General features: G+C 70.8%; 21 protein-coding genes and 1 tRNA gene. 10 read left to right on the top strand and 12 right to left on the bottom strand.

From position 1 onward, the window contains the following. Positions 1-107: 107 nt before the first annotated feature. A tRNA-Val gene (locus C1746_RS17750) sits at positions 108-181 on the bottom strand. A gap of 50 nt (positions 182-231) precedes the next feature. Here C1746_RS17750 and C1746_RS17745 point away from each other — a divergent pair. Genes C1746_RS17745 through C1746_RS17735 form a run of 3 tightly spaced genes read left to right on the top strand, consistent with a single transcriptional unit; the run spans position 232 to position 2,679 of the window. Continuing rightward, entirely contained in the window at positions 232-519 is a 288-nt protein-coding gene (locus C1746_RS17745; protein ID WP_162867902.1) for a DUF3467 domain-containing protein, read from the top strand. Positions 520-523: 4 nt separating this feature from the next. Then, a complete protein-coding gene (locus C1746_RS17740; RefSeq protein ID WP_116716087.1) occupies positions 524-1,219 on the top strand; it encodes a lipoyl protein ligase domain-containing protein in 696 nt (231 codons plus the stop codon). After that, entirely contained in the window at positions 1,216-2,679 is a 1,464-nt protein-coding gene (locus tag C1746_RS17735) for an alpha,alpha-trehalose-phosphate synthase (UDP-forming) (protein ID WP_116716086.1), read from the top strand. The genes C1746_RS17740 and C1746_RS17735 overlap by 4 nt, the downstream gene beginning before the upstream one ends. Before the next feature lie 28 nt (positions 2,680-2,707). Here C1746_RS17735 and otsB read toward each other — a convergent pair whose 3' ends face one another. Genes otsB through C1746_RS17710 form a run of 5 tightly spaced genes read right to left on the bottom strand, consistent with a single transcriptional unit; the run spans position 2,708 to position 7,034 of the window. After that, complete coding sequence (otsB, locus tag C1746_RS17730; protein WP_162867901.1) at positions 2,708-3,457, bottom strand: trehalose-phosphatase; 750 nt, start codon at positions 3,455-3,457, stop codon at positions 2,708-2,710. 17 nt (positions 3,458-3,474) lie between these two features. Beyond that, positions 3,475-4,113: a MiaE family protein gene (locus C1746_RS17725; RefSeq protein WP_116716084.1), complete on the bottom strand. Its 639-nt coding sequence runs from the start codon at positions 4,111-4,113 to the stop codon at positions 3,475-3,477. Continuing rightward, complete coding sequence (locus tag C1746_RS17720; protein WP_116716083.1) at positions 4,110-4,883, bottom strand: XdhC family protein; 774 nt, start codon at positions 4,881-4,883, stop codon at positions 4,110-4,112. The genes C1746_RS17725 and C1746_RS17720 overlap by 4 nt, the downstream gene beginning before the upstream one ends. 10 nt (positions 4,884-4,893) lie before the next feature. Continuing rightward, on the bottom strand, positions 4,894-6,327 hold the full coding sequence (locus C1746_RS17715) for a wax ester/triacylglycerol synthase family O-acyltransferase (protein ID WP_116716082.1): 1,434 nt from the start codon (positions 6,325-6,327) through the stop codon (positions 4,894-4,896). 32 nt (positions 6,328-6,359) lie between these two features. Continuing rightward, positions 6,360-7,034 (bottom strand): ACT domain-containing protein, encoded by a 675-nt coding sequence (locus C1746_RS17710; RefSeq protein ID WP_162867900.1) that lies wholly within the window; start codon positions 7,032-7,034, stop codon positions 6,360-6,362. Between the two features lie 206 nt (positions 7,035-7,240). On the opposite strand from C1746_RS17710, the gene C1746_RS17705 reads away from it, so the two are divergent. Then, a complete protein-coding gene (locus C1746_RS17705; protein WP_116716080.1) occupies positions 7,241-8,167 on the top strand; it encodes an SGNH/GDSL hydrolase family protein in 927 nt (308 codons plus the stop codon). A gap of 106 nt (positions 8,168-8,273) precedes the next feature. Here C1746_RS17705 and C1746_RS17700 read toward each other — a convergent pair whose 3' ends face one another. Both C1746_RS17700 and ypfJ read right to left on the bottom strand, forming a co-directional pair. Next, positions 8,274-9,722 (bottom strand): hypothetical protein, encoded by a 1,449-nt coding sequence (locus C1746_RS17700; RefSeq protein WP_116716079.1) that lies wholly within the window; start codon positions 9,720-9,722, stop codon positions 8,274-8,276. Positions 9,723-9,764: 42 nt separating this feature from the next. Beyond that, positions 9,765-10,646 carry a KPN_02809 family neutral zinc metallopeptidase gene (gene ypfJ, locus C1746_RS17695; RefSeq protein ID WP_116716078.1) on the bottom strand — a complete coding sequence of 294 codons (882 nt, stop codon included), beginning with the start codon at positions 10,644-10,646 and terminating at the stop codon, positions 9,765-9,767. Between the two features lie 78 nt (positions 10,647-10,724). Between ypfJ and C1746_RS17690 the strand changes: the two genes are divergently transcribed. Then, positions 10,725-12,524, top strand: coding sequence for a cell wall-binding repeat-containing protein (locus C1746_RS17690; RefSeq protein ID WP_162867899.1), 1,800 nt, complete (start codon positions 10,725-10,727; stop codon positions 12,522-12,524). A 17-nt stretch (positions 12,525-12,541) separates the two neighbouring features. Here C1746_RS17690 and hrpB read toward each other — a convergent pair whose 3' ends face one another. Further along, complete coding sequence (hrpB, locus tag C1746_RS17685) at positions 12,542-15,031, bottom strand: ATP-dependent helicase HrpB (protein ID WP_205711970.1); 2,490 nt, start codon at positions 15,029-15,031, stop codon at positions 12,542-12,544. A gap of 122 nt (positions 15,032-15,153) precedes the next feature. On the opposite strand from hrpB, the gene sigK reads away from it, so the two are divergent. The 4 genes from sigK to C1746_RS17665 are packed head-to-tail and all read left to right on the top strand — an operon-like array spanning position 15,154 to position 18,792. Continuing rightward, positions 15,154-15,714, top strand: coding sequence for an ECF RNA polymerase sigma factor SigK (sigK, locus tag C1746_RS17680; protein WP_116716075.1), 561 nt, complete (start codon positions 15,154-15,156; stop codon positions 15,712-15,714). Continuing rightward, a complete protein-coding gene (locus C1746_RS17675; protein WP_116716074.1) occupies positions 15,711-16,535 on the top strand; it encodes an anti-sigma factor in 825 nt (274 codons plus the stop codon). Before sigK ends, C1746_RS17675 begins: the two co-directional genes overlap by 4 nt. A gap of 26 nt (positions 16,536-16,561) precedes the next feature. Next, the gene (locus C1746_RS17670) at positions 16,562-17,239 is read left to right on the top strand and encodes a uracil-DNA glycosylase (protein WP_116716073.1); all 678 of its coding nucleotides are present in this window, start codon (positions 16,562-16,564) and stop codon (positions 17,237-17,239) included. Then, positions 17,236-18,792 (top strand): ATP-dependent DNA ligase, encoded by a 1,557-nt coding sequence (locus C1746_RS17665; protein ID WP_205711969.1) that lies wholly within the window; start codon positions 17,236-17,238, stop codon positions 18,790-18,792. Before C1746_RS17670 ends, C1746_RS17665 begins: the two co-directional genes overlap by 4 nt. Here C1746_RS17665 and C1746_RS17660 read toward each other — a convergent pair. Continuing rightward, positions 18,789-20,303, bottom strand: coding sequence for an MFS transporter (locus C1746_RS17660; RefSeq protein WP_116716072.1), 1,515 nt, complete (start codon positions 20,301-20,303; stop codon positions 18,789-18,791). The genes C1746_RS17665 and C1746_RS17660 overlap by 4 nt on opposite strands. Positions 20,304-20,411: 108 nt before the next feature. Between C1746_RS17660 and yczE the strand changes: the two genes are divergently transcribed. Then, positions 20,412-21,110 (top strand): membrane protein YczE, encoded by a 699-nt coding sequence (gene yczE, locus C1746_RS17655; RefSeq protein ID WP_205711968.1) that lies wholly within the window; start codon positions 20,412-20,414, stop codon positions 21,108-21,110. Here the strand turns inward: yczE and C1746_RS17650 are convergent. Beyond that, positions 21,091-22,767, bottom strand: coding sequence for a cell wall-binding repeat-containing protein (locus tag C1746_RS17650; RefSeq protein WP_116716071.1), 1,677 nt, complete (start codon positions 22,765-22,767; stop codon positions 21,091-21,093). The genes yczE and C1746_RS17650 overlap by 20 nt on opposite strands. Before the next feature lie 3 nt (positions 22,768-22,770). Continuing rightward, positions 22,771-23,745, bottom strand: coding sequence for an MBL fold metallo-hydrolase (locus C1746_RS17645; RefSeq protein WP_116716070.1), 975 nt, complete (start codon positions 23,743-23,745; stop codon positions 22,771-22,773). Between the last annotated feature and the right edge of the window lie 41 nt (positions 23,746-23,786).

The following is a 23,786-nucleotide window of genomic DNA, read 5'->3' as shown; positions in this document are numbered from 1 at the left end:
CTGGCCTGAACGCCCGGCGGAGCTAGGACGCCTGGGCTTGCCCGCTGGGACGCGGAGTGACCTGCCAGGTGAAGGATGCTCGCGTCGGCGGAGCGAGTCGGTCCCAGTGGGCGCTGAGGGGCTCGAACCCCCGACCTCCTCGGTGTAAACGAGGCGCTCTCGCCATCTGAGCTAAGCGCCCGAGAGCCTGTCCGTCAGCGACGGCGGGTCCACCATCCTACGATGCCGCCCATGAGCGACACCCCGACCCCACCAGCCGCACCGAAGATCTCGATCAAGGTCGACGACGACCGCAAGTTCGGGGAGTACGCCAACTTCCTGGTGGTCTCGCACTCCGCCCACGAGTTCACGCTGGACTTCTGCCAGATCATGCCCGGCGGCGATGCCGGGAAGGTCGGAGCCGAGGTGGTGAGCCGGGTCAAGATCGCCCCGACCATGGTCGGAAAGGTCATCCGGGCCCTCAACACCAACATGACCGGCTACGAGGACAAGTTCGGACTGGTCAACGACGTCGGCTGAGCGCATGACCGAGTGGGTGGATCTGGGCCTGGAGCAGGACACCAGCGCCGCCCTCCTCGAGCGGTCCGTCGATCTGCTCGCCCAGACCGGCGAGGACGGACGGCCCCGCCTGCGGTGGTACCTGCCGACCGACCAGGCCATCGTCCTCGGCCGAGGACAACGCGACCCCACCCCGGTGGACGGCTACGCGGTGATCGGCCGTCCTTCCGGCGGCGGGGCCGTGCTCATGGACCGCCACCTCCTCTCCCTCGACGTCATCCTGCCCACGGGGCACCCGTGGCTCGCTGCAGCGGACCTGGGGCAGGTGTTCGACCCCGTCGGACAGGCATGGGCCGACGCCCTGACCGCGCTCGGGGTCCCCGGCATCACCATCCACACCGGCCCGGCGACGGCCACCCGCCTCGGCCCGCCCGAACAGCGGCCGCTCGCTGAGATCTGCTACGCCTCGCTCGGCCGCGGAGAGGTCAGCAGCGGCGGCCAGAAGTTGGTCGGGCTGTCCCAACGTCGCCGCCGTCACGGGGCCCTCATCCAGTGCGGGCTGCTCCGTCGCTGGCGACCTGACCCGCTGATAGCGGCCCTGGACGTCGGTCGAGCAGCCCAGGCGATCCGTGCGGCTGCCATCGGGCTCGACGACGTGACGCAGGACCCTATCGAGAACCAGGCGATAATCGAGGCGGTATCGGGAAGGGTCGCAGCATGACCTCTGGTGATGACCAATCGCAGCGCAAGCTCATCGTGGCGTCCAATCGCGGGCCGGTCTCCTGGAGCCGTGAAGACGACGGCTCGTGGACCGCCACCCGCGGCAGCGGCGGACTGATCGTCGCCCTCGGTGGCGCGCTGATGGACCGGCCGGGCGTGTGGGTGTCGGTGGCACTGGAGGAGGGCGACGTGGAGATGGCGGCAGCGCACGACGGCGCAGCCTTCGACGCGGAGACCGACCGCGGGACGTTCACCCTGCGGCTGGTCGATGCCGGCGAGGCCTACGACCAGTACTACAACCGGGTCGCGAACCGGCTGCTGTGGTTCACGCTGCACCAGCTCTGGTCCGACCCGTACCGGCCGAGCGGCATGAACTGGTCCGACCCGTTCGAGGACTACCTCGCGGTGAACGAGATGATCGCCGAGGCCGTGATCTCCGAGGCCACCGACGAGGATGGCTCGTCCCTGGAGTGCGAGATCCACCTGCAGGACTACCACCTGCTGACCGCCGCACCGACCATCCGCACCGCGCTGCCGGACGCGAGGATGTTGCTGTACATCCATACGCCGTGGGTGCATCCGCAGTACCTGCAACGGCTACCCGACCGCATGGTCTCCGCGATTCTCGAGGGTCTCTCCGCCTGCGATCTGGTGGGCATCTCCGCACCTGAGTGGGCGCACAACGTCCGCGACTGCCTGACGACGGTTGGCGGCGGCGTCGCCGACTTCGACCGAATCCGCACCGCTGATGGCAGCACGCTGGTCCGGGACTTCACCCTCGGCATCGACCGACCCGGCCTGCTGGCGGTCCAGGACTCCGACGCCGCCAGGCGCGAGCGCGAGGACCTGCGCGAGCAGGTGGGCCAGCGCCAGCTGATCGTGCGGGCCGATCGCACCGACCTTTCCAAGAACATCTTGCGCGGCCTGCACGCCTACGACCTGCTGCTGCAGACCCACCCCGACCTGGCCGATCGGGTGCACTTCCGCATGCTGCTGAACACCTCTCGTCAGGGCGTCGAGGAGTATCGCGAGTACCTCGACCGGTGCCTGCAGGAGGCCGATCGGATCCGCGAGGTGTGGGGCGAGGCGGTGCTGCTGGTCGACACCGAGCAGAACTTCCCGCGGGTGGTCGCGGCCATGAGCGAGTACGACGTGCTCTTCACCAACCCGGTGATCGACGGCACCAACCTGGTGGCGAAGGAGGGCCCGTCTCTGAACGAGAACGACGGGGTGCTGGTGCTCTCACGCAACGCCGGTGCCGCCACCGTCCTGAAGGACGCGATCATGATCAACCCCTTCGATGTGGCGCAGCAGGCCGAGGCGCTGCATCGCGCACTGACCATGAACGCGACGGAGCGGGCCGAGCGAGCCGCCGGTCTGCGCGCGGCCGCCGACCTCGGCGCACCCGCGGAGTGGCTCGCGGCACAGGAGGCAGCGCTGGAGGAGGCGCTGGCGTACTGAGCGACCGCCGGACGACCGGGGCCGTCGCTCAGGTGACGCGGTCGAGGACGGCCCGCAGCCACCGGGCCATACCCTCGGTGCCGTCCACCACGACCGACGCCGCGCGCAGGACCCGAGGGTCGGTCTCGGCCCCGTGGTCGACGGCGACGCCAAGGCCACCACGACGTGCGACCTCGGCGAAGGCGGGAAGGTCGCCGACGTCATCGCCCGCGTAGACCACGGTCGCAAAGCCCTCCGCCAGCCCGGCCACAGCGGTGCCCTTGTCGGCCGGCACCGGGGGTCGGAGCTCGATGACCATCTTCCCCTCCTCGACCGCGAGCTCGCCGGCCGCGTCCTGCACGGCCCGGACGAGGGCCTGCTCGGCGTCCGGTGAGTCCGCCCGACGCCAGTGGACCCCGAGTGCCCGCCCCTTGTCCTCGAGTTCGGCTCCGGCCCACTCGGCCACGACAGCGGCCAGCACCTCACGGGCCCGGTCGAGGTCCTCCTCATACGGCGCCACCCGGTCGTCGGGCACGATCTCACCGTCGACGACCCGCTCCAGGCCGTACAGCCCGATCAGCTCCACACCCGGGATGCGCACCCGGTCGGCCAGGAAGGCCGCCTGCCGCCCGGAGACCATGGCCACGCGCCCCAGCTGACCGACCAGGCCCTGGACGATCTGCGCGGTGCTGTCCGGCATGGCCGACCTCGCCGGGTCGGCCGTCATCGGGGCCAGCGTGCCGTCGAAGTCGAGCACGAGGCAGGCACGGTCGGGGGCGGTGTCGGGCCAGTCAGCCATGGTGTGGTCCATCCTGATCAGTGGATGCGCGGCTCGTGGGGGAGGTCGGCGATGACGCCGGCCTCCACCTGCGCCAGTTCCGACAGCCGACCGTGCACGTCCACGCCCGGGCACTCAGCGTCGGCCAGCTCGACGAAGACCCGGTAGTGACCGGCCTCCGACCTGGCCAGTTCGCCGTAGAACTCCCCCAACTCGACGTCCCCGGCCGACCGCAGGGCCCGCCCGAGCAGGTTCAGCCGCTCCCACGATCGGGCCTCGATGAGCGCCGCCACCAGCAGCCGGTCGCACAACCCCTCCGCTCCCCCACCACGCCGCTCCGACAGCAGCGCCCCGGCGAAGCGGTCCGGCCGGTCGGCCAGGAGCGACCAGCCGCGCCGTCGCATGTGCCCGATCACCTGGTCCAGGTGGCGGATCTCCTCCCGCGCGAGCTTGCCCATCTTGTAGACCAGTTCGTCTCGCGCCGGGTTGGCGTTGAGCAGCGACAGCGCGGAGAGCGCGGCCTTCTTCTCCGCGTGGGCGTGGTCGCTCATGGTGGCGTGGAGGTTCCCGAGGGCGACCTCCTCCCAGCCGGGCGGTGTGGCGATGAGCAACGCCTCGACCCGCTCATCGGGCACGAAGGGGTCGCGCGCCGGCTGGTCCGCCGCTGGCGGGCTCATACCTCCGACCAGTCCAGACCCAGGCGGCCGCCTGTCCGGTCGTGCTCGACCATCAGCATCTCCGCCACGATGGACAGGGCGATCTCGGCGGGCTCACGGCCGCCGATGTCCAGGCCGACCGGCGCCCGCAGCCGGGCCAGATGGTCTTCCGGCGTCCCGCTGTCGCGCAGGCGCGCCACCGCCTCGGGTGCATGGCGCCTCGACCCGAGCATGCCCACGAAGCGGGCGTCACTGGCCAGCGCCACCCGCAGGACCTCGTCCACGTACGGCGCGTCGTGATCGCTGAGCAGCACCGAGTCACCGGCTCCCGGCGGTGCCGCCAGCAGGTACCGACCGGGGTCGTCGGCCTTCACCTCCACCCCAGCGGGCACGTCGGTCGTGCCACCTGGCGCCACCAGCACGACCCGGCGGCCGAGCAGCGTCGCCTGGGCCGCGACAGCCTGTCCGACCGGTCCGGCACCGAAGATCAGGATCGACTCCTGCGGGTGGTGGACCTCGGCGAAGACCTCGATGGCCCGCTCCTCGCCGTGCCCGCCGAACTCGACCCGTCGCCTGATCGGCCCGCCGTTCGCGAGGGCCTCGGTCGCAACCTCGATCCCAGCGGTGTCGAACTCCGAGCAGCCCAGCGACCCGGCAATCGGGCCGTCGGCGCCGACCACCAGCTTCGCGCCGGTGTGCGAGGAGGCGTTCTCGGTCACCTCGAGCACGGTGATCAGCACCACGGTCTGCCCGCCCCCGCGGGCCTTGGCCAGCGCGTCGTACACGCTCATGACAGCTCCTTCATGACAGGCTCTTCGGTCCGGCTGCCGGGCTCGTCGCCGCTTCGTGCAGGTCGGCGATGGACTCGGTGATGAAGTCCCCCAGCCGTTCGATGTCGAACAGCGTGTCCCGGTCGCCGAGCAGCCCGAAGTGCATGCGGCCGGCGTAGGAGGAGACGGCGATCGAGAGGGCACTCTCACCCGCCAGAGGAATGAACGGGTAGGACTCCTCGAGCAGGGTGCCCGCCAGATAGCGGGGTTCCTGGGGCCCCGGTGCGTTGGAGAGGGCCACGTTGTAGCGCTCCTCGGCCAGCACCAGTCGCGCCGCGCGGGCGTGCAGGGCCGGCGGGGCGTACCCGGCGAGCTTCACCAACTGGTCGGCCGCGACCGCCTGGCGTGACTCCTTGAGCCCCGCCATCTCCCCCATGATCCGGTACAGCCTGGCGACCGGGTCCATCTGCATGACGGGGAGCGGAGCCAGCACGCCGACCACGCCGTCCCCCACGGTGCGGGCCTCGCCGAAGCCACGTGGCCCCGGCTCGGGCTCGTCGACCCGAACCGGCACCATGACCTTCAGATCGAGGTCCTTGGTCTCGTGTCCCCGCCAGCGCAGCAGCCGCCCGACCGCATCACCGACCACGGCGACGACGACGTCGTTGATGTTCCCCCCGAAGGCCCGGCGGATGTCCCGCAGATCCTCCAACTCGCACTCAACCGTGGCGAATCGCCGATGCTGGCTGAGGCGGCGGTTCAGCGGCGACTGCGGCGCACCTCGCGTCAGCCGACCGATCAGACCCCCGGCGGCTCCCGCCACCCCGGCGGCGTTCCGCAGGTACACCCGCGGATCGATCGACTCGATGACCGCCAAGACGGCCTGCTGTCCGCGGTGCACCCGCTCGGCCATCGCGTCGGCCACGATCGCGGACTGCGGCGGCGGCCGGTCCGGATGCCAGGACGGCTGGAACCGACCGGCGCCGGCGGTGAGGTCCGTCGGCTCCTCGTCGAGGAGCGGGCCGAAGGGGTCACCGTCCTGGCCGTTGGCCATCGCCAGGTGCACCTTGCGGAAGAGGCAGACCCGGTCGCCCTCCAATCCGTCGATGACGTAGATCTCCCACAGCGGCCGGTCGCGGTCCATCCGGCGGCTCATCAGGCGCGACAGGAACTCTCCCAGCTGCCCGCGGTCACCGGGGCTGGGGAGGGCGGCGTGGCGGACGTGGTAGCTGAGGTCGAAGTCGGGATCGTCCACCCAGATCGGCCGGCCGGCGACGGGGTTGTTGAAGACAACCCGCTTGCGGGCCTTCGGGATCCGATCGATCCGCTCGCGCAGGACGCGGACCACGTCGGCGTAGCGCAGGCCCGGCTCGAACACGCCCAACCCGCCGACGTGCATGTGGTGAGCCGTCGTCTCGAGGTTGAGGAACGAGGAGTCGAGGACGCTGAGCCGGTCAACTGCCATAGACCGCGATGGTATCGGCGGCTGTCGGGCGATCAGGCCTGCAACCGGCTGGCGCCAGCGCCGAGCACCTCCGCCCGCACCGCGATGTGGGCCAGTCGCCCCAACTGGTCGACCTCCGCCGGCAGGAATCGGGGGCCCTCATTGCGACCCATCAGCACGGCCGTGTTGCGCTCCACCAACGGCGCGGCCGCCACCTGCAGCTGCGTCAGGTCCTGCCACGCCTCCGGCATCCAGGGCGCGCGCTGCAGCCGCCGGCCGTCATCCAGTGGCATCCACGGCGCCTCCAGCCCCTCGACCGACGGGACGTTGCCGCTGCGGTGGAGGATCTCCGGTCCGGTGTGGGTCCCGGCCACGACGATGGCCCACGTCGCCCACAGGGCCTCCGGCAGCCCGTCGACGAGCAACCGGACCGCCCCCACTCCACCATCGACCAGGCGGGTGGCCAGGCGTAGCGGAGCGGTCAGGTCACGGAAGGTGTCACTGTGGACGATGGTCTCGACCACCACGGAGGGGACGTCCTCGATCGCCCGACGCAGCAGATCCGGCTCGACCTCGGCCTCCACCGTGATGTCGTCCACGGCCATGCCGTCAACGACGCCGACGACGTCGAGGGACAGGATGTTGCCACCGGCCTTGCCGATGGCGCTCGAGACCGCCGAGAGGGCTCCCCGCCGATCGGGGAGGGACAGGCGAATCGCAAACCGCATGGCAGCACGGTAACCCTCACGGGTCACATCCAGGGCGCAGGGATGCAACGGCCTCATTTCCTCGCCGGGGACAGCGGGCTCGAGTTCCGACCGTGCTGTTGTTGTTCGGGAAGATGACGGTTCGATGACACGGGGAATGACTCAAGGCAACGTCGGGGTTGTCCGATCATTGGCGATACCCCACGCAGCCCAAGGACGGTGATCCAATGCCCACGTCACGCTCGACCGTCGGAGCGTTCGTCGCCGGGGCGCTGATCGGGGTTCCCAGCACGTTGGGTGTCGTGATCGGCAACCAGATCAACCGAGCGCGGCGACACGGGTTCCTGCCGCTCCCCGAGTACGACGTGGACCTGCGGGTCAGTCCCCCGTGGGTGGACGGCGACGTCCTCTCCGTGGCGTTCCTCGGCGACTCTCTCGTGGCCGGCGTCGGAGCACCGCTGGCCGAGCAGTCGTTGCCGGCGCAGACCGCCTACCGACTGGCTGCCCATCTCGGTCGTCCGGTCCACATGCGGGGCCACGGCGTAGCGTCGAGTCGGATCGAGCACGTCATTGCAGAGCAGGTGCCGGAGCTGGATCACTCCGTCGATCTGGTCGTGGTCCTGGTCGGTGCCAATGACGCAACACGAGCGGCCAATCCCCGCGAGTTCGGTCGGCGGGTCGACCACCTGACGACGGAGGCGTCGACGCGGACCGGAGGCGCCCCCGTCGTCTTCATGGGCATCCCTCCGCTGTCGACCGCGCCCCTGCTCGCCTGGCCGCTGAAGGGTGTGGCCGGCCTGGTCGGCGACGCACTCCACCTGGTGCAGCGACGGGTGTCCTGCTCACATCCTGGCGCGCGCTACATCGATGTGCGGTCAGCCGTCTTCCAGGACTTCGCCACCATGAGCCGGCGGCTGTTCAGCGCCGACGGCTACCACCCCAACCCCGCGGGATACGCCGTCCTGGCCGAGGCGGTCGCGAGCGCGCTTGCGGACCTGCTGGTCGAGGAGTTCGCCCAGACCACCCGTCACGGCGGCCGGGGTGAGGGACCGGGCGAGGCCGAGTGGCCCGCTCCCTCCTCCGCGGTGCACCTCCCTCCGACCGAGCACTACGAGCCCGGCATCCCACCCCCCACCCTGGTGGACGCGGCCTGACCGCGGCTCCCAGCCACACGGCAAGGTTCCCCACCACGAGGCAAGGTTCCCCACCACGAGGCAAGGTTCCCCACCACGCGGCCAGACCCCCGGTGCCACGGGCAGATCAGGTCGGCGGCGGGACGACGGCGGCCGTCCGGCGCCGGGCCGCCGCTGCGGCTGAGACCTCCTGTGCTCTGGTGACCAGCGCCTGCAGTTCCTGGCGAGAGCGGTCCGCGGCGTCCGCGGCGTCGTGCAACTGATCGGCCACGTCAGCCAGACGGCCGATGACCGCCTCCGCCCGGCCCGCGCCGTCATCCAGACGGTCGGCGACGGCCTCCGCCCGCTCCAGCGCCTCGGCCTGCTCCGACCGCACGCCCTCGGTGTGCTCCTCGATGACCGAGAGGACCTGCCGCGTCACCTGGTCCAGGCGGGCCGCGGCGTCCTCCTGCGCCTGGGCCTCGTCGGCACGCCGTCGTAGCAACGCGGTGGTGTCGTGGATGGTGCGCGCCAACTCGCCCTGCTGCTCGGCGATGCGGTGGGTCTCCTCCCGCAGCGGCTCGACACTGTGCCGGACCTCCTGCGTGATCGACTCCTCGGCGTGATCAACTGTCGCGCGGAGTCGCTCGAGCGCCGCCTCCCCCGCCTCGTCGATGCGCCGCAGCGACGCCTTGGTGGTGGACGCGAGGTCGTCGGTCAACGTCTCGACCACCTGCTGGATGCTGCGCGTGGCCCACGCCAGCGTGGTGGACAGCGCCTGCACCTCCGCCGCCGTCTGCTCGGTCCCGGCGGTCAGGACGGCGTCGAGCATCTCGCTGATCCGCTGCTCCAGGGCTCCGGCCGACTCGGTGATGCGGTCCAGCGCTGCCACGGACATCGTGTGGAGGTTCGCGGCCGTGTCGGCCATCTGCTGGGAGGCATCGGCGGCGGTGTCCCGGGCCGCGGCCAGGTCGGCGACCGCAACACCCAACTGCTCGGTGGCGGCGGTCAGCAGACCCGTGTGATCGGAGACGCGCTGGTCCAGCCGGTCGATCATCCGCTGGAGGCGCACCTGGCCGTCGTCAGCGATGCCGGCCAGGTCGGCACCGGTGTCGGTCACCGCCACCCGCAGCGCCGTCAGCACCTCGGCGATGTCATCGACCAGGCTGGTCCCGATCGTTGCCGCTGCCCGCTCCAGGCTGCTGATCGCACCGAGGGTCGAGACCTCGTACGCCTCGATGTCCGAGCGCAGACGGCGGCTGTACTCGCCCGTCGCACCTCCCAGGCGATCCACGCGCAGGGCCACGTCAGCGATTGCCTCGTTCGTGGTCTGGGTGGCGCTCAGCAGCCGAGCCAGCATGCTCTCGGCATCGCGGGCGAGGTGCTGCATCCGCCCACCGATCCCGTCAGCGCTGCTGCTCGCGTCCGCGAGCGCCGTCGCCACCTGCGAGGACAGCCCGGACACCAGGGTCAGCAGACGGTTGGTCTGGGCGTGGTTGGTCTCCATCCGGATCTGCAGCGCCGTCAGGCGGCTGCCGAGTGCCCGGCTTGACTCCTGATCGGTCGGCGCGAGACCGTCCTCCCCGTCGGGGGTCATGCGATCACGGGATGGATCGGCCACGTGGTTGCCCGGTCACCCTCAGATCGAGCCGCTGAACGTGTCGCAGACGTTGGGATCGCCAGCGTCGAAGCCCTCCCGGAACCAGCGCATCCGTTGCTCGGACGAGCCGTGCGTCCAGGTCTCGGAGTTCACCGGCACCCCGGCGTTCGACTGGATGGAGTCGTCCCCGACGGCCGCAGCGGCGCGCAGACCCTCCTCCAGATCGCCGGACTCGAGCAGGTCGTCGCTGAAGGCTGAGAAGGCCCAGACACCGGCGAGGCAGTCGGCCTGCAGCTCGAGCCGGACGGAGAGGTCGTTGGCCTGGCCCGGGTTGGCCTGCTGTTCGTTGCGGACCTGGCTGGAGATGCCCAGGACGTTCTGGATGTGGTGACCGATCTCGTGCGCCAGGACGTAGGCCTGGGCGAAGTCGCCGGGGGCCCCGAAGCGGCTGGCCAGCTGGTTGAAGAAGGTCAGGTCGATGTAGACCTTGCTGTCGGCCGGGCAGTAGAACGGGCCGGTCGTGGCGGACCCGAACCCGCATCCGGCCGTGTCGGTCCCGCCGGTGTACAGCACCAGGGTGGTGCGGTCGTAGATTCGTCCGGTGGCGGCGAACTGGTCGGTCCAGAAGGCCTGGATGTCATCGAGCACGAAGGAGATGAACTGGTCCTGCTCGGAGGTCGCCTCGCCACCGGTCTCGACGATGTCGTCGTTGCCACCGGCTGGTTGGGCCACCTGGGCGCCGACCTCCCCGAGGATCGAGCCAAGATCGCCTCCGCTGCCGGTGAGCAGCGTGAACACCAGCACCAGGATGGCCCCCAGACCCAGTCCTCCGCCACCGATGGCAGCCGTCCGACCCCGAGGGCGCTCTCCACGCCGATCCTCGATGTCGTCGGACAGCTGACCACGTCGTTCGAACTTCATCGCTGTCGAGACTAGAGGAGAAGTCCCGGACGTGGTGTTTCCCCGGGACGGATTCCGGTGAAGCCAACACTGATGGGGATGCGACGCAGGATCATGGCTCTGGTGACGATGTGGCTGCTGGTCACCGCGCTCGGGGTTCCCGTGGCCCCGGCACAGATCAGCTCCGAGCCGGAGGCGCCGGACGTTCAGCGTGTGGCGGGCAGCGATCGGATCGGCACGGCAGTCGCCCTCAGTCGCGTGACGTTCGACTCCGCCTCCACCGTCGTCCTGGTCCGCGCGGACGCCTTTCCGGACGCACTGACCGCCGGGCCACGGGCGGCGGAGGTGGGTGGGCCGGTGCTGCTGACCGACGGCCGCACGTTGCGGGACGACGTCCGATCTGAGCTGGAACGACTGGGGGCCCAGACCGTCCTGGTCCTGGGCGGTGAGGAGGCCGTGTCGGACTCGGTGCTGGAGGATCTGGGAAGCGAGGTCAGCCACAGCCGGATCGCTGGCGAGGACCGGTATGAGACCAGTGCGGCGGTGGCCGCGGAGTTGCCGGAGGCCGACGGCGTCGTTGTCGCCACCGGTGAGGACTTCCCCGACGCGCTGGCCGCCGGTCCGATGGCGGCGCTGCTCGGCTGGCCGCTCCTGATCACCGAACAGGACGCGCTCCCAGCCGCCACGCGTGCGGTCCTGGATGAGCGGCAACCGACCGAGGTCCTGCTGGTCGGCGGTGAGTCGGCCGTCGGTGCCTCCGTCGCCGACGACCTGGCGGCGGTCGCCCCGGTCAGACGAATCGCTGGCTCCAACCGCTACGCGACCGCGGCCGCCGTCCAGTCCGCCGCGATGGAACGGGGCGCCGACCCCACGGTCCTCACCGTGGCGACCGGGCGAGACTTCCCCGATGCGCTGGCAGTCGGCCCTGCTGTGGCGGCGCGTGGCGGGTCGCTGCTCCTGGTGGACGGCGCTGACCTTCGGGAGCCACTGGAGGTCGCTCTGCGCATCCGCTCGCAGGTCGCCGAGGAGCGGACGACGACCGTTCAGGTGCTCGGTGGCACGGCGGCCGTGACTGACGACGTCGAGTGGCAGATCCCGACGATCACGACCGGGAGCGAACTCCCCGGCGGCGGGTTCACGCTCTTTCCCCGCAACCGCATGGTCGCCTTCTACGGCAACCACTCGACCGCCGGGCTCGGGGTACTCGGTGAGCAGCCTACGGACGCCGCGTACGACAGACTCCTCGACCAGGCCGAGCCCTACGAGGCCGGCACCCGCCAGGTCCTGCCGACCTTCGAGCTGATCGTCTCCGTCGCGACGGCCGCCGCAGGCCCCGACGGGGACTACAGCGCGCCCTCCACGCCCGAGCAGATCCAGCCGTGGCTCGACGCGGCCCGTCGCAATGGCGCGTACCTGGTCCTCGACCTGCAGTCGGGGCGCACGGACTTCCTCACGGAGGCGAGGCGATACGAGGAGTTCCTACGCCAGCCCGACGTCGGCCTCGCGCTCGACCCCGAGTGGCGGCTCGATCCTGGTGAGACCCCCACCGGCAACGTCGGCGAGGTCGACGCGGCCGAGGTCAATGCGGTCGCCGAGTACCTCTCCGGGCTGGTCCGCGAGGAGCGGCTTCCACAGAAGCTGCTGGTGGTCCACCAGTTCCAGATCCGCATGGTCGAGAACCGTGACGCCATCATCAACCCGCCCGAACTGGCGGTGACCTTCCACATGGACGGCCAGGGCCGACAGGCGGTCAAGCTGGACACCTACCGGTTCATCAGCGATGACACCGGCCGCTGGGCCAACGGCTTCAAGCTGTTCTACGACGAGGACCCCGATCTCTTCACGCCTGCGGAGGTCCTGGCTCTGGATCCCGTCCCGGACTTCATCAGCTACCAGTAGATCTCCCTGGGTCCGGCCTACCTCCGGCGTTTGGTCTTGGCGGTCGGTCTGGCGGAGAGCGGGTCTTCGGGCCACGGATGTTTGGGGTAGCGGCCACGCATATCCGCTCGGACGGCGGCGTAGGAGCCCCGCCAGAAGCCGGCGAGGTCGTCGGTGACCTGCAGCGGCCGACCCGCGGGGCTGAGCAGATGGACCAGCACCGGCTCCCCCCCGACCGTCGGCGTCAGGTCCAGGCCGAACAGCTCCTGCAGCTTGACCGCGAGCACCGGTCGCTCGCCGGTGTAGTCCAGCCGCACCTCCCGCCCTGTCGGAATCTCGACGCGGGAGGGCGCATGGACGCTCACCTGGGCCTGCAACGCATGGGGCGCACGGGCGAGCAGCGCGTCCCGCAACGGGATGGCCTGGAGGTCTGCACGGCGTCGGGCCGTGGTGAGGAAGGGCCCCAGCCACTCCGGCAGCTCACGGATGAGGGTCTCGTCGTCCATCGCTGGCCACCCGGCCTCGGGGTCAACCCGGTTGAGGTGGCGCAGCCGGTCCCGCAGGTGGGTCGTCGACGCCGTCCACGGCAGGGGTCGGAGTTCCTCCTGGGCGATGCCCTGCAGCAGCGCACGGTGGACCTGATCCACCGGTGGGTCGGGCAGCGGCGTCCGTGAGAGCACGGCGGCGCCGTAGCGCAACTGCCGTTCCGCGATCACGTCGGGATCGGCGTCCGGGCGTCGGCGGCCCCACCTGACCACGTCCACGTCGGATGCCATGTCGCGGGCCGAGGCCGGATCCAGGGCGGCCGCGAGGTACACCCGGGCCTCCTGTGCGCCGCGATCCAGCGAGGCGATCACGATCAGCTCCTCACCGGCCAGCGCGTCGCCGTCTCGCAGGCGGGCCCCTCGGCCACCGGCCATCACGAAGGAGCCTCGTTCGCCGCGGGCCATCGCAACCCGGTCGGGGTAGGCCAGGGCGACCAGTCGTCCGACCTCGTCGCCACGGTCGGGCCACGGGGCGGCCGACTCGGCTGACGACGGTGCGGACGCGCCGGCGCGGTCGACCAGGCGCTGGATCCGCCGCACGCCCCGGATGACCCGAGCCAGGCCGCCGCGGTGCACATCGCCGGGCGGGGCTCCGCGCAGTGCCTGGAGCCGAAGGCCCAGGTCGGTGTCGCGTCGCTGCAGGATGTCCCGTTCGCCCAGCAGTGCGGCGACCTGGACCGCCGTCCTCCGCTGCGCGGGTGGCGCGGTCAGCACCATGTGGCCCAGGCGGGGGTGAAGTGGCAGGTCGACCAAAGCACGGCCGTGGTCGGTCAGCGAGCCATCGTCCGTGGTCGCCCCGAGGTCGGCCAGCACCTGCTCGGCAGCGTCCCAGCTGGCCGGTTGCGGCTGGTCGAGCAGCGCCAGGTCCTCCACGGGTGTGCCCCACGCCGCGACCTCGAGCGCGGTGGCCGTCAGATCCTCCTCGGCGATCGCGGGCGCCGGATGGGCGACCAACGCCTCGGTCCCGGCCCACAGCCGCAGGCACAGCCCGGGGCCCTCCCGCCCTGCTCGCCCGCGCCGCTGGTCTGCGGCGGCGGCCGAGACGCGGGTCGTGACCAGTCGGGACATGCCGGAGGAGGGGTCGAACGCCGGGCGTCTGACGTACCCACCGTCGACGACGATCCGGACCCCGGGGACGGTCAGGCTGGATTCGGCGATGTCGGTCGCGACGATGATCCGGCGACGATCTCCACCCGGGCGCAGCGCCCTCCGCTGCTCCTCGGCCGGCAACGCCCCATACAGCGGCCGGACATCGAATTCAGGTACACGGCCGCGCAGCTCACGCACGGTCCGCTCGATCTCCGATCGGCCTGGCAGGAACACCAGCACGTCCCCCTCGTGCTCATCCAGTGCCTGCACGGTCGCCCGGGCAACGCCGGCTGGCAACTCCCGGCCGCTGGGAACGGGTCGGTGGACGGTGGTGACCGGATAGGACCGGCCCAGGCTCTGCACCACGGCGGCGTCCTCGAGCAGATCGGCAACCCGCTGCGCCTCCAGCGTCGCCGACATCACCAGCAGGCGAAGGTCCGGGCGGAGCGCCGACTGCGCTTCCAGCGCGAACGCCAACGCCAGGTCGGCCTCGATCGAGCGCTCGTGGAACTCATCCAGGATCACCGAGGTGACGCCTTCAAGCGCCGGATCACGTTGGATGCGGCGCACCAGGACGCCCTCGGTGATCACCTCCACGCGCGTCGCGGCCGACACCGACCGGCCGTCACCGGTGGTGTAGCCAACCGTGCCGCCGACCGGCTCGTCCCGCAGCTCCGCCATCCGTTCGGCCGCTGCCCGAGCCGCGATCCGGCGGGGTTCGAGCACCAGGCAGCGTCCCGTGTGCCAGGGGCTCTCGACCAGGCTCAGCGGCACCAGCGTGGTCTTGCCAGCGCCGGGCGGAGCGTGCAGGACGACCCTCGGCTGCTGGCGCACGGCCTCACCGAGGGTGTCCAGGACCTCGGTGATCGGCAGCGTGGGCAGCGATCCGGCCATCGACCCCATGTTCGCAGCGTGACGATACGCTGACCGACGTGCAGGGAGACCAATCCGGGGACCCACCCCGCGCCGAACCAGTGTCAGGGCCTGCTGAAACCCTGCCACCGGCCAGGGATGTCATGCAGTCTCCGTCTCCTGATGACCCCGACCAGTTGATGACCGTGGTGGCAACAGGCGACCGCGCAGCATTCGAAGCCCTGTACGACCTGATGGCACCACAGGTGTTCGGCGTGATCCGCCGAGTTCTCCGTGACCCTGCCCAATCCGAGGAGGTGACCCAAGACGTGTTGACCGAGGTGTGGCGAACTGCGCCGCGATTCGACACCAACCGCGGGTCCGCCCGAGGCTGGATCCTGACGATGGCGCACCGCAGAGCCGTCGACCGGGTGCGCTCGGAGCAGTCGTCCCGCGATCGGGAGGAGCGCGTCGCCCGCCGGGACACCGATCGGCCCTTCGACCGGGTCGCCAGCGAAGTCGAACACCGCTTCGAGACCGCGCAGGTCCGGGAGGCCCTGGACAGCCTGAGCGACGTGCAGCGCCAGGCTATCGAGCTGGCCTACTTCGGCGGCAAGACGTACCGGGAGGTTGCGATCGACCTGGACGCGCCGCTGGGCACGGTCAAGACCAGGATGCGTGACGGGCTGATCCGACTGCGAAACGCGATGGAGGCCAGCTCATGAGCCTGCCTCCCGAACACGACCTGATCGGCGCCTACGTCCTGGATGCGCTGGACGCTGAGGAGCGAGCCGCCGTGGAGCAGTACCTGTCGACCTCGCCCGAGGCCGCCGCTGAGGTTGCGGAGCTTCGGGACGCCCTGACCGCGCTGGCGGAGACCGCTGCCGAGGCGCCCCCGGCCAGCCTCAAGGGCCGTGTCATGGCCGCGGTGGACGAGACCTGGCAGGTTCCGGGTCCGGTCGCCGTCATCGGCGAGGAGTCCGATCTCGTCGTCGAGCACGACCTGAGCTCCGAGCAGCCCGAGGCCACAGCTGAGCCGGACCGCGAGGACGTCGTCATCTCCTTGGCGGACCGTGCGCGCGACCGCGACGACCGACGTGGCGCGACGGGCGTCTGGACCCGACTGGCGCTCGGGGCCGGCGCGGTTGCGGCCGGCGTGGCGGTCGTGCTGGCCGTGTCGCTGGCCAACCTGAACGAGCGGCTTGACTCGATCGAGCAGCAGGCCGATCAGATCGCCGCCGTCGTGGCCGCAGACGATGCCCGCCAGGTCACGGTCGACGTCGAGGGTGGCGGGACGCTCAACGCGGTGCTGTCGGTCAGCGACGGCGCAGCTGTGGTGGTCAGTGACGGGTTGTCCGTGATCAGCGACGACGAGATCTACGCGCTGTGGACCATCGACGGTGGAGTGCCGGCGCCTGTCGGTCAGCTGACCGACGGTGAGGCCCTCGCCGTCACGGCTGACTTCGAACTCATCGGGTTGACGGTGGAGCCTGATGGTCCCCTCGACCAACCCACCGGCGACATACTGGCGCTGCTGGAGGCCTGACACGGGGACGCACTAGAGTGCGCCGGGTGCCACCTCGCCCCCTTGATGACGTGCTCGGACCGGGCTGGGCCAAACCCATGGAGCCGGTCGCCGACGCGATCGCTGCCATGGGCGACTTCCTGCGCGCCGAGATCGCAGAGGGCCGCTCGTTCCTGCCGGCCCCCGATCGGGTGTTCGCCGCCTTCGGCATCCCCTTCGACCACGTCAAGGTCCTCATCCTCGGTCAGGACCCCTACCCGACACCCGGCCACGCCATGGGCCTGTCCTTCTCCGTCCACCCGGACGTCCAACCCCTCCCCCGATCGTTGCAGAACATCTTCACCGAGTACGCCGACGACCTCGGGCACCCGCCGCCGACCACCGGTGACCTGACGCCGTGGGCCAATCAGGGGGTCATGCTGCTCAACCGATCGCTGACCGTGGCACCTGGCAACCCGGCCTCCCACCGCGGCAAGGGCTGGGAGCCGATCACCGAGCAGGCCATCCGGGCCCTGGCCATGCGCAACAAGCCCCTGGTGGGCGTGCTGTGGGGCCGCGACGCCCGCAACACCAAGCCGTGGCTCCTCGACGCCCCCACGATCGAGAGCGTCCACCCCTCGCCGCTGTCCGCCTCGCGTGGCTTCTTCGGGTCACGACCGTTCTCGAGCGTCAACCAGCACCTGGAGGCCGCGGGTGCGCCACCGATCGACTGGCGCCTGCCGTGACCGCACTGGCACAGCTGGTGGCGGTCGCGGAGCGGGTGGCGGCCACCTCGGGGCGCAACGAGAAGGTCGCGCTGATCCGAGACCTGCTGCGGGGTACCGCCCGGAACGGGGGCGAGCAGGACGTGGCCCTCGTCGCGACCTACCTGGCCGGCGAGCCGAGCAGGCGGCGCTTGGACGTCGGGTGGGCGTCGGTCTACGACATCGACGTCGACCCCGCTCCGACCTCGACCCTTCGCCTGGGCGACGTCGACGCCGCCCTGGACCAGCTGGCGACGGCAGGCGGCCCGGGCTCCGTCGGATCTCGTCGGGCCGTGCTCGATGAGCTCTTCGGCCGGGCGACCGACGACGAACAGGACTTCCTCCGTCGCCTGATCCTGGGTGAGATGCGCCTGGGCGCGTCGGCTGGCGTCGTCACCAAGGCGGTCGCGACGGCAGCCGAGGTGCCCGAGACGGTCGTGCGACGTGCTGTGATGTTGTCTGCGGATCTGGGCGGCACCGCCACGGCAGCGGTGTCGTCGTGGCGGGACGGCGGGCCTGCGGCGGCCCGCGCCGCGCTGGAGGCGACCCGGCTCGCTGTGGGGCAGGGTGTGCAGCCGATGCTCGCCTCGACCGCGGCGTCGGTCCGCGAGGCCGTGGAGGGGATGGGCACGGCCGTGGTGGAGTGGAAGCTCGACGGCGCGCGGATCCAAGTACACCGGACCGACGATGGCATCCGGGTCTTCACCCGGAACCTGAACGACGTCACCGAGCGCTCCGCCGCCGTCGTGGAGGTGGTCAGCGCTCTGCCCGCCCGCCAGCTCATCCTTGACGGTGAGGTCCTGGCCGTCGGCCCGGATGGCCGTCCGTCGGCGTTCCAGGACACCATGAGCGCCTTCTCGGCCGACGAGGTGGAAGAGCGTGGCCTCTCCCCCTTCTTCTTCGACATCCTCCACTTGGACGGTGACGACCTGATCGATGACCCGCTGTCCGAGCGGCGGCGGATCCTGCATCGCCTCCTAGACGAGGCCCAGCGGATTCCCAGTGAGATCGTCGACGACGCGGATGCCGGGGAGGCGATCCTGTCCGCGGCCCTCGATCGTGGTCACGAGGGGGTCATGGTCAAGTCGCTCGACGCGCCGTACGCCGCGGGACGGCGCGGCAAGGCGTGGCGGAAGGTCAAGCCGGTCAAGACGCTGGACCTTGTCGTCCTGGCGGTGGAGTGGGGCTCCGGTCGACGAACGGGGTGGCTGTCGAACATCCACCTCGGCGCCCGCGACGGAGACGGGTTCGTGATGCTGGGCAAGACCTTCAAGGGCATGACCGACCAGATGCTGGCCTGGCAGACGGAGCGCTTCCTGTCGCTCGAGGTCCGGCGCACCAAGCACGTCGTCCACGTGCGTCCGGAGCAGGTCGTGGAGATCGCGGTGGACGGCATCCAGACCTCGAGGCGGTATCCCGGCGGCGTGGCGCTGCGCTTCGCCAGGGTGCTGCGCTATCGCGATGACAAGGACCCGTCGGAGGTCGACACGTTGGCGACCGTCAAGGCCCTGGGCGACTCAGCAGGCCAGGGCTAGGGCTGGTCAGTCCCCGCCCGCGCCAGGTCGCGGCGGGCAGGAGCCGGGCAGTCCACGCTGGTGTGCGGATGCTCGTGCGCCTCGGGCACCCGGTCGTCCCGCCGTGAGACGGACAGGGAGCCCGGCAACCCCACCGCCGCAAGGGCGGCCCCCGCGACGGCCAGGCCCGCGCAGATCGTCATCGCCTGACCGAAGCCGTCGGTCAGGGCCGTGACGGACTCGAGCGCATCGGGCCCGAGCCCTGCGGCCACCGGCAGGACGGCCACGGCGATCAGCCCAGCCGTCCGCGCCACCGCGTTGTTGACCCCCGACGCCAGGCCGGCTCGCCGCTCGTCCGCGGCGGCGAGCACCGTCGCCGTCACCGGCGCCACCAGGCAGACCAGCCCGAACCCGAACAGCAGCACGCCCGGGAGAACCCCGGTCGTGTAGCTGCTCCCATCATCCAACTGTCCGAACAGCAGCATCCCGCCGGCCAGCAGGAGCGGCCCGACCGTCAGCGGGATGCGAGGGCCGATCTGGTTGCTCAGCCGGCCGGACCGGGCACTGAGCGCGAACATCAGCAGCGTCACCGGCAGGGTTGCAGCACCCGCCTCGAACCCCGAGTACCCCAGCACCTGCCGAAGGAAGACGACCAGCAGGAAGAACACCCCGCCGAGAGCGGCGTAGACGACGAAGGTGAGGGCATTGGCGATGACGAACACGCGGTCGGCGAACATGGACGGCGGCACCAGCGGGGCCTCACCACGCCGTTGGGTCTCCACGAACAGCGCCAGGACGGCGGCGCCGGCGACCACGATGGTCACGCCGGTCAGCGATACGCCACCGCCCAGACCGATCAGGCCGTAGGTGAGCAACCCCAGTCCCAGGGCCCCGGTCACCGTGCCGGCCCAGTCGATGTGGTGCGCCGTCGCATCCGGGTCGGTGCTCTCGGGCAGATGGCGCGTGGTCCAGATGATGGCGAGCACACACACGGGCACGTTGAGGACGAACAGCCACCGCCACCCGGCGACGTCGAGGATCACACCGCCGAGAAGCGGCCCGATCGCCGCTGCGACCCCGCCCAGTCCCGACCAGGCGCCGATGGCGGCGGCGCGGTCGTCCTTGACGAACGAGGCCTCGAGGATCGCCAGGCTGCCGGGCGTGAGCAGCGCGCCCCCGACGCCCATCACGGCCCGGGCCGCCAGCAGCACGCCGAGCGTAGGAGCCAGCGCCGCGGCCACTGACGAGGCCCCGAAGATGACCGTGCCGAGCAGATAGACCCGCCGGCGACCGAAGCGGTCACCCAGCGCGCCACCGATCAGGATCAGCGACGCGAGCGTCAACATGTAGGCGTTCAGGATCCACTGCACGCCGGTGGTGCCGGCATCCAATCCCCGCGCGATGTCCGGCAGCGCCACGTTGACCACGGTCCCGGTGATCTGAGCGACGGCAGAGCCGGCCACCGTTGCGGCGATCGCCCACCGCCCCGCCGTCGAGGCGAAGTGCAACCCATCGGCGGTCGGCGAGCTCACAGTGGCGGATTCTACTGCCGCGTGTCATCGTGCGAGCCCGTCCGTCCGGGCCGTCGCTCCCGCAAGTGGGTGGCGGAGTGGCTGCGGGCCAGGACCTATCGTCACGTCATGTCTGGAGCAGAGACCGAGGCGAGGACGTCCGGTGCGCACGATCCCGAAACCCGGCGCGGGCAGGAGACGCTGTGGCGGACGTCCCCAGGTCGTCTCACGCGTCTGATCCTCGGGCTGGTCCTCTTCGGCGTAGGTGAGGCCCTGATGGTGCTGTCCACGCTTGGGAACTCGCCCTGGACGGTCTTCGCCGAGGGACTGGCGCTGCGCACACCGATGACCATCGGCGTCGCGACGATCGTCACGGGCGTGGTGATCTTCCTCATCTGGATTCCGCTGCAGGTTAGGCCCGGGATCGGAACCGTCCTCAACCTCTTCCTCATCGGGATCGCCATCGACGCAACGCTGTTCGTGCTGGACGACCCGGAGGGTCTGGTTCTCCGGACCGCCTACCTCCTGCTCGGTGTGGTGACGGTGGGCGTGGGCTCCGGGTTGTATTTGGGGACCAACCACGGCCCCGGACCACGTGACGGTCTGATGACCGGCCTGAACCGCCTCACCGGCGTGCCGATCTCGCTGGTCCGTGGGGTCATCGAACTCTCGGCGCTGGGCATCGGGTGGGTGCTGGGCGGGACCGTTGGTGTGGGCACGGTGGTGTTCGCCCTGCTGATCGGCCCGTCCGTCCAGGGGGGCCTGGCGTTGGATGCCCGCGTCAGGGCCCTGCTCGCCCGGCCTGGGTTCAGCGGCCCGACTCGCTGAAGTGCTGGTAGTCGTCGCTGCTGCTGAAGTCCGCTCCCCAGCACCAGCCGACCTCGGCGAAAGCCGCGACGACGGGGCCGGGGCGGATGATCATGCCCGGGCGCACGTCGCTCCGGTCGAGGTATGCGCGGCCAGCGTCGGGCAGGACGACCGTGCGACCGACGTAGGGGTTCTCGATCGGGTTGATGTCCACGGCACGGCCGAACGCGTGCTCTGACCAGCGTGTGGTCCCGGCCACCACTCGACAGTTGAACGCCGAGGTGTTGTTGGCGTCCATCGACGCGATGTCATCCGCGGCGTACCGCCTGACCGGCTCCATCCGGGCGATGGGGAAGCGCGCCTCGAAGATCCGCTGGAGGACCTGCGTGACGTCCGCGGTGACGTCGACGTGGACGATGAGCTGACCGCCATCTGCGACCGTTCCGTCGAACAGCCACCGGCGCGCCTGCACCACCCGCAGGTCGTCCAAGCCGACCGGGCATCCGGGCCGCCACGACACACCGGTCATCGCGGCACGCTCCTCCATGGTCAGCGCACGGACCTCTGCAGCAGCACCCGGATCGGGCTGACCAGCCAGTCGGGCCGTGATCTGGTCGTCGACGTAGTTGCCAACCGCCACCGTGCCCCCGGCCACTGCGACGTCCTCGATCGTCGCCAGCGGGGGGCGATCGGATCCTGTGGGAGGTCCCAGGGCGTCGCGAACCTCGGGCGGCAACTCCGCCTTGGTGGACAGCAGCACGGCAGCATCGCGGCGTGCGGCCCAGGGGACCAGCGCCACAGCGTCAGGCCAGTCCTGCCCCGATGCGACGGCCAGGTGTGTCGCTGTCGCACCCGCAACGTCGGCCGCGACCACGCTGGTCGCGTAGCGGTTGGGCCCGGCGACACGGCTGACGGGGAGATCGAGGGCCGTGATCTGGCCGACGGTCTCCTCAGTCACCGCAGCCGGACCGCCCATGACGTGGACCTCGGCGGCGTCCGCCTCGGCCAGGTAGGCCCGACTGCTCGGGTGGAGCTGGTCTGGGGCGGTCAGCAGCAGTTGGGCCGGCGCCAGGCTGGCAGCCGAGAGGGCGTCGGCGAACACGGCGCTGCTGGCCACCACGGTCGGCAGCCCGGGCGGGCCCGGGACAGCTCGGAGCGCAGCGACGGCCAGCGTGGCCGGCGAGGAGCCGCGTACCGACTGGACCTCGACGGACTCCTCGTCCAACGCGGGCAGCACGGCGTCGTTGATCTGATAGACCAGCGATGGGTCCAGCCGCCTCAGCTCCTCGACGGTCTCCGTCGGTGCGGGCAGGCCGCTGCTCGGTGGGGTGGATAGCAGCAGCGGGGCGTCCAGACGGGCTGCCAGATGCCCGGCCACCAGCGCCTCGAACGCCGATCCGCCATCGGCGACGACCACGGACGCAGCCGTGGCCCAGCCGTCTCGGGACAGCTCGGCGGCCGTGCCATAGCGGTTGGGGCCGGCCAGACGGCGGACCTCCGTCGTTCCCTGCGCCGCCCCGGTCGAGTGAGTCGCCTCCACCGCGCCAGCGGGGACGGCGGCGAGCAGCAGGAGGAGCGACAGCAGGACGGGCAGCACCGTGGCGTGACCGACGGACTGCCTGATGGACACGGCGGCGGTCGGTGCGACCCCGAGGTGAGCTGGTGATCGACGATCCATCGGTTACCTGTCGACGCTGGGAACCAGAGGTTGAGCTGGCTCGTGATCCGCCCCTGGCTGCCGGTCGGCCCGAGTCGGTACCAGGACACGGTCGAGGTCACGGGCGATGACCACGTCCGGGTGGTGCGGCGCAGCCTCGTCGGCGAAGCAGCGGAGATCGGGGTAGCGCTGTGAGAAGTGGGTCAGGACCAGGCGCCGCGCCCCAGCCGTGGCCGCCGCTCGAGCCGCCTGCTCGGCGGTGAGATGGCCGTAGGCCTCGGCGAGTTCCTCGTCCTGCTGGAGATAGGTGGCCTCCACCACCGCCAGGTCCACATCAGCGACCAGCTCAGCGATTCCCGGGCACAGCTTGGTGTCCATGACCACTGCCGCCGAGCGGCCGGGACGGGTCACGCTGACCTCACGGAGATGGACGCGTTCCCCGTTGACGGTGACCTGCCCCGTCCGGACGAGCTCGCCGACCGGTGGCCCTGACAACCCTCGGGCCCGCAGACCGTCGGCGTCCAACCGCTGCTGATCCTCGTCCTGGATGCGGTACCCCAACGTGGGGACGCGGTGGTCCAGGGGCACGGCAACGATCGTCGACCCGGTGGCCATCGGCACACGGGACGACTCGGAGGTGGGAAGCGGACGTCGGATGACCTCAACCGCGTCCCCCACATCGGCGACGCTCAGCAGGGCCGCGACGTGACGCTCTGCCTCGTCGGGGTAGATCACCGTGACCGGGTCGCGACGCTGGTCGAGCACCATTCGTTGAAGGACACCGGGCAGTCCGAGGGTGTGGTCGCCATGTCGGTGGGTGAGGCAGATGTGGCTGATGCTGCTCGACTTGACGCCTGCGTAGACCATCTGGCGCTGCGTCCCCTCGCCGGCGTCGACCAGCACGGCGTCCGATCCCCACCGCAGCAGATACCCGTTGTGGTTGCGCTCTCGGGTTGGTGCCTGACTGGCTGTTCCGAGCACGATCAACTCCCGATCCACGGCATCCAGGGTAGGGCCACCGCCACGTCGGGCGCGCTGCA

The sequence above is a fragment of the Euzebya tangerina genome (assembly GCF_003074135.1).
In the GTDB taxonomy this organism is placed as follows: domain Bacteria; phylum Actinomycetota; class Nitriliruptoria; order Euzebyales; family Euzebyaceae; genus Euzebya; species Euzebya tangerina.
This window is presented reverse-complemented; position numbering and strand designations above follow the sequence as displayed.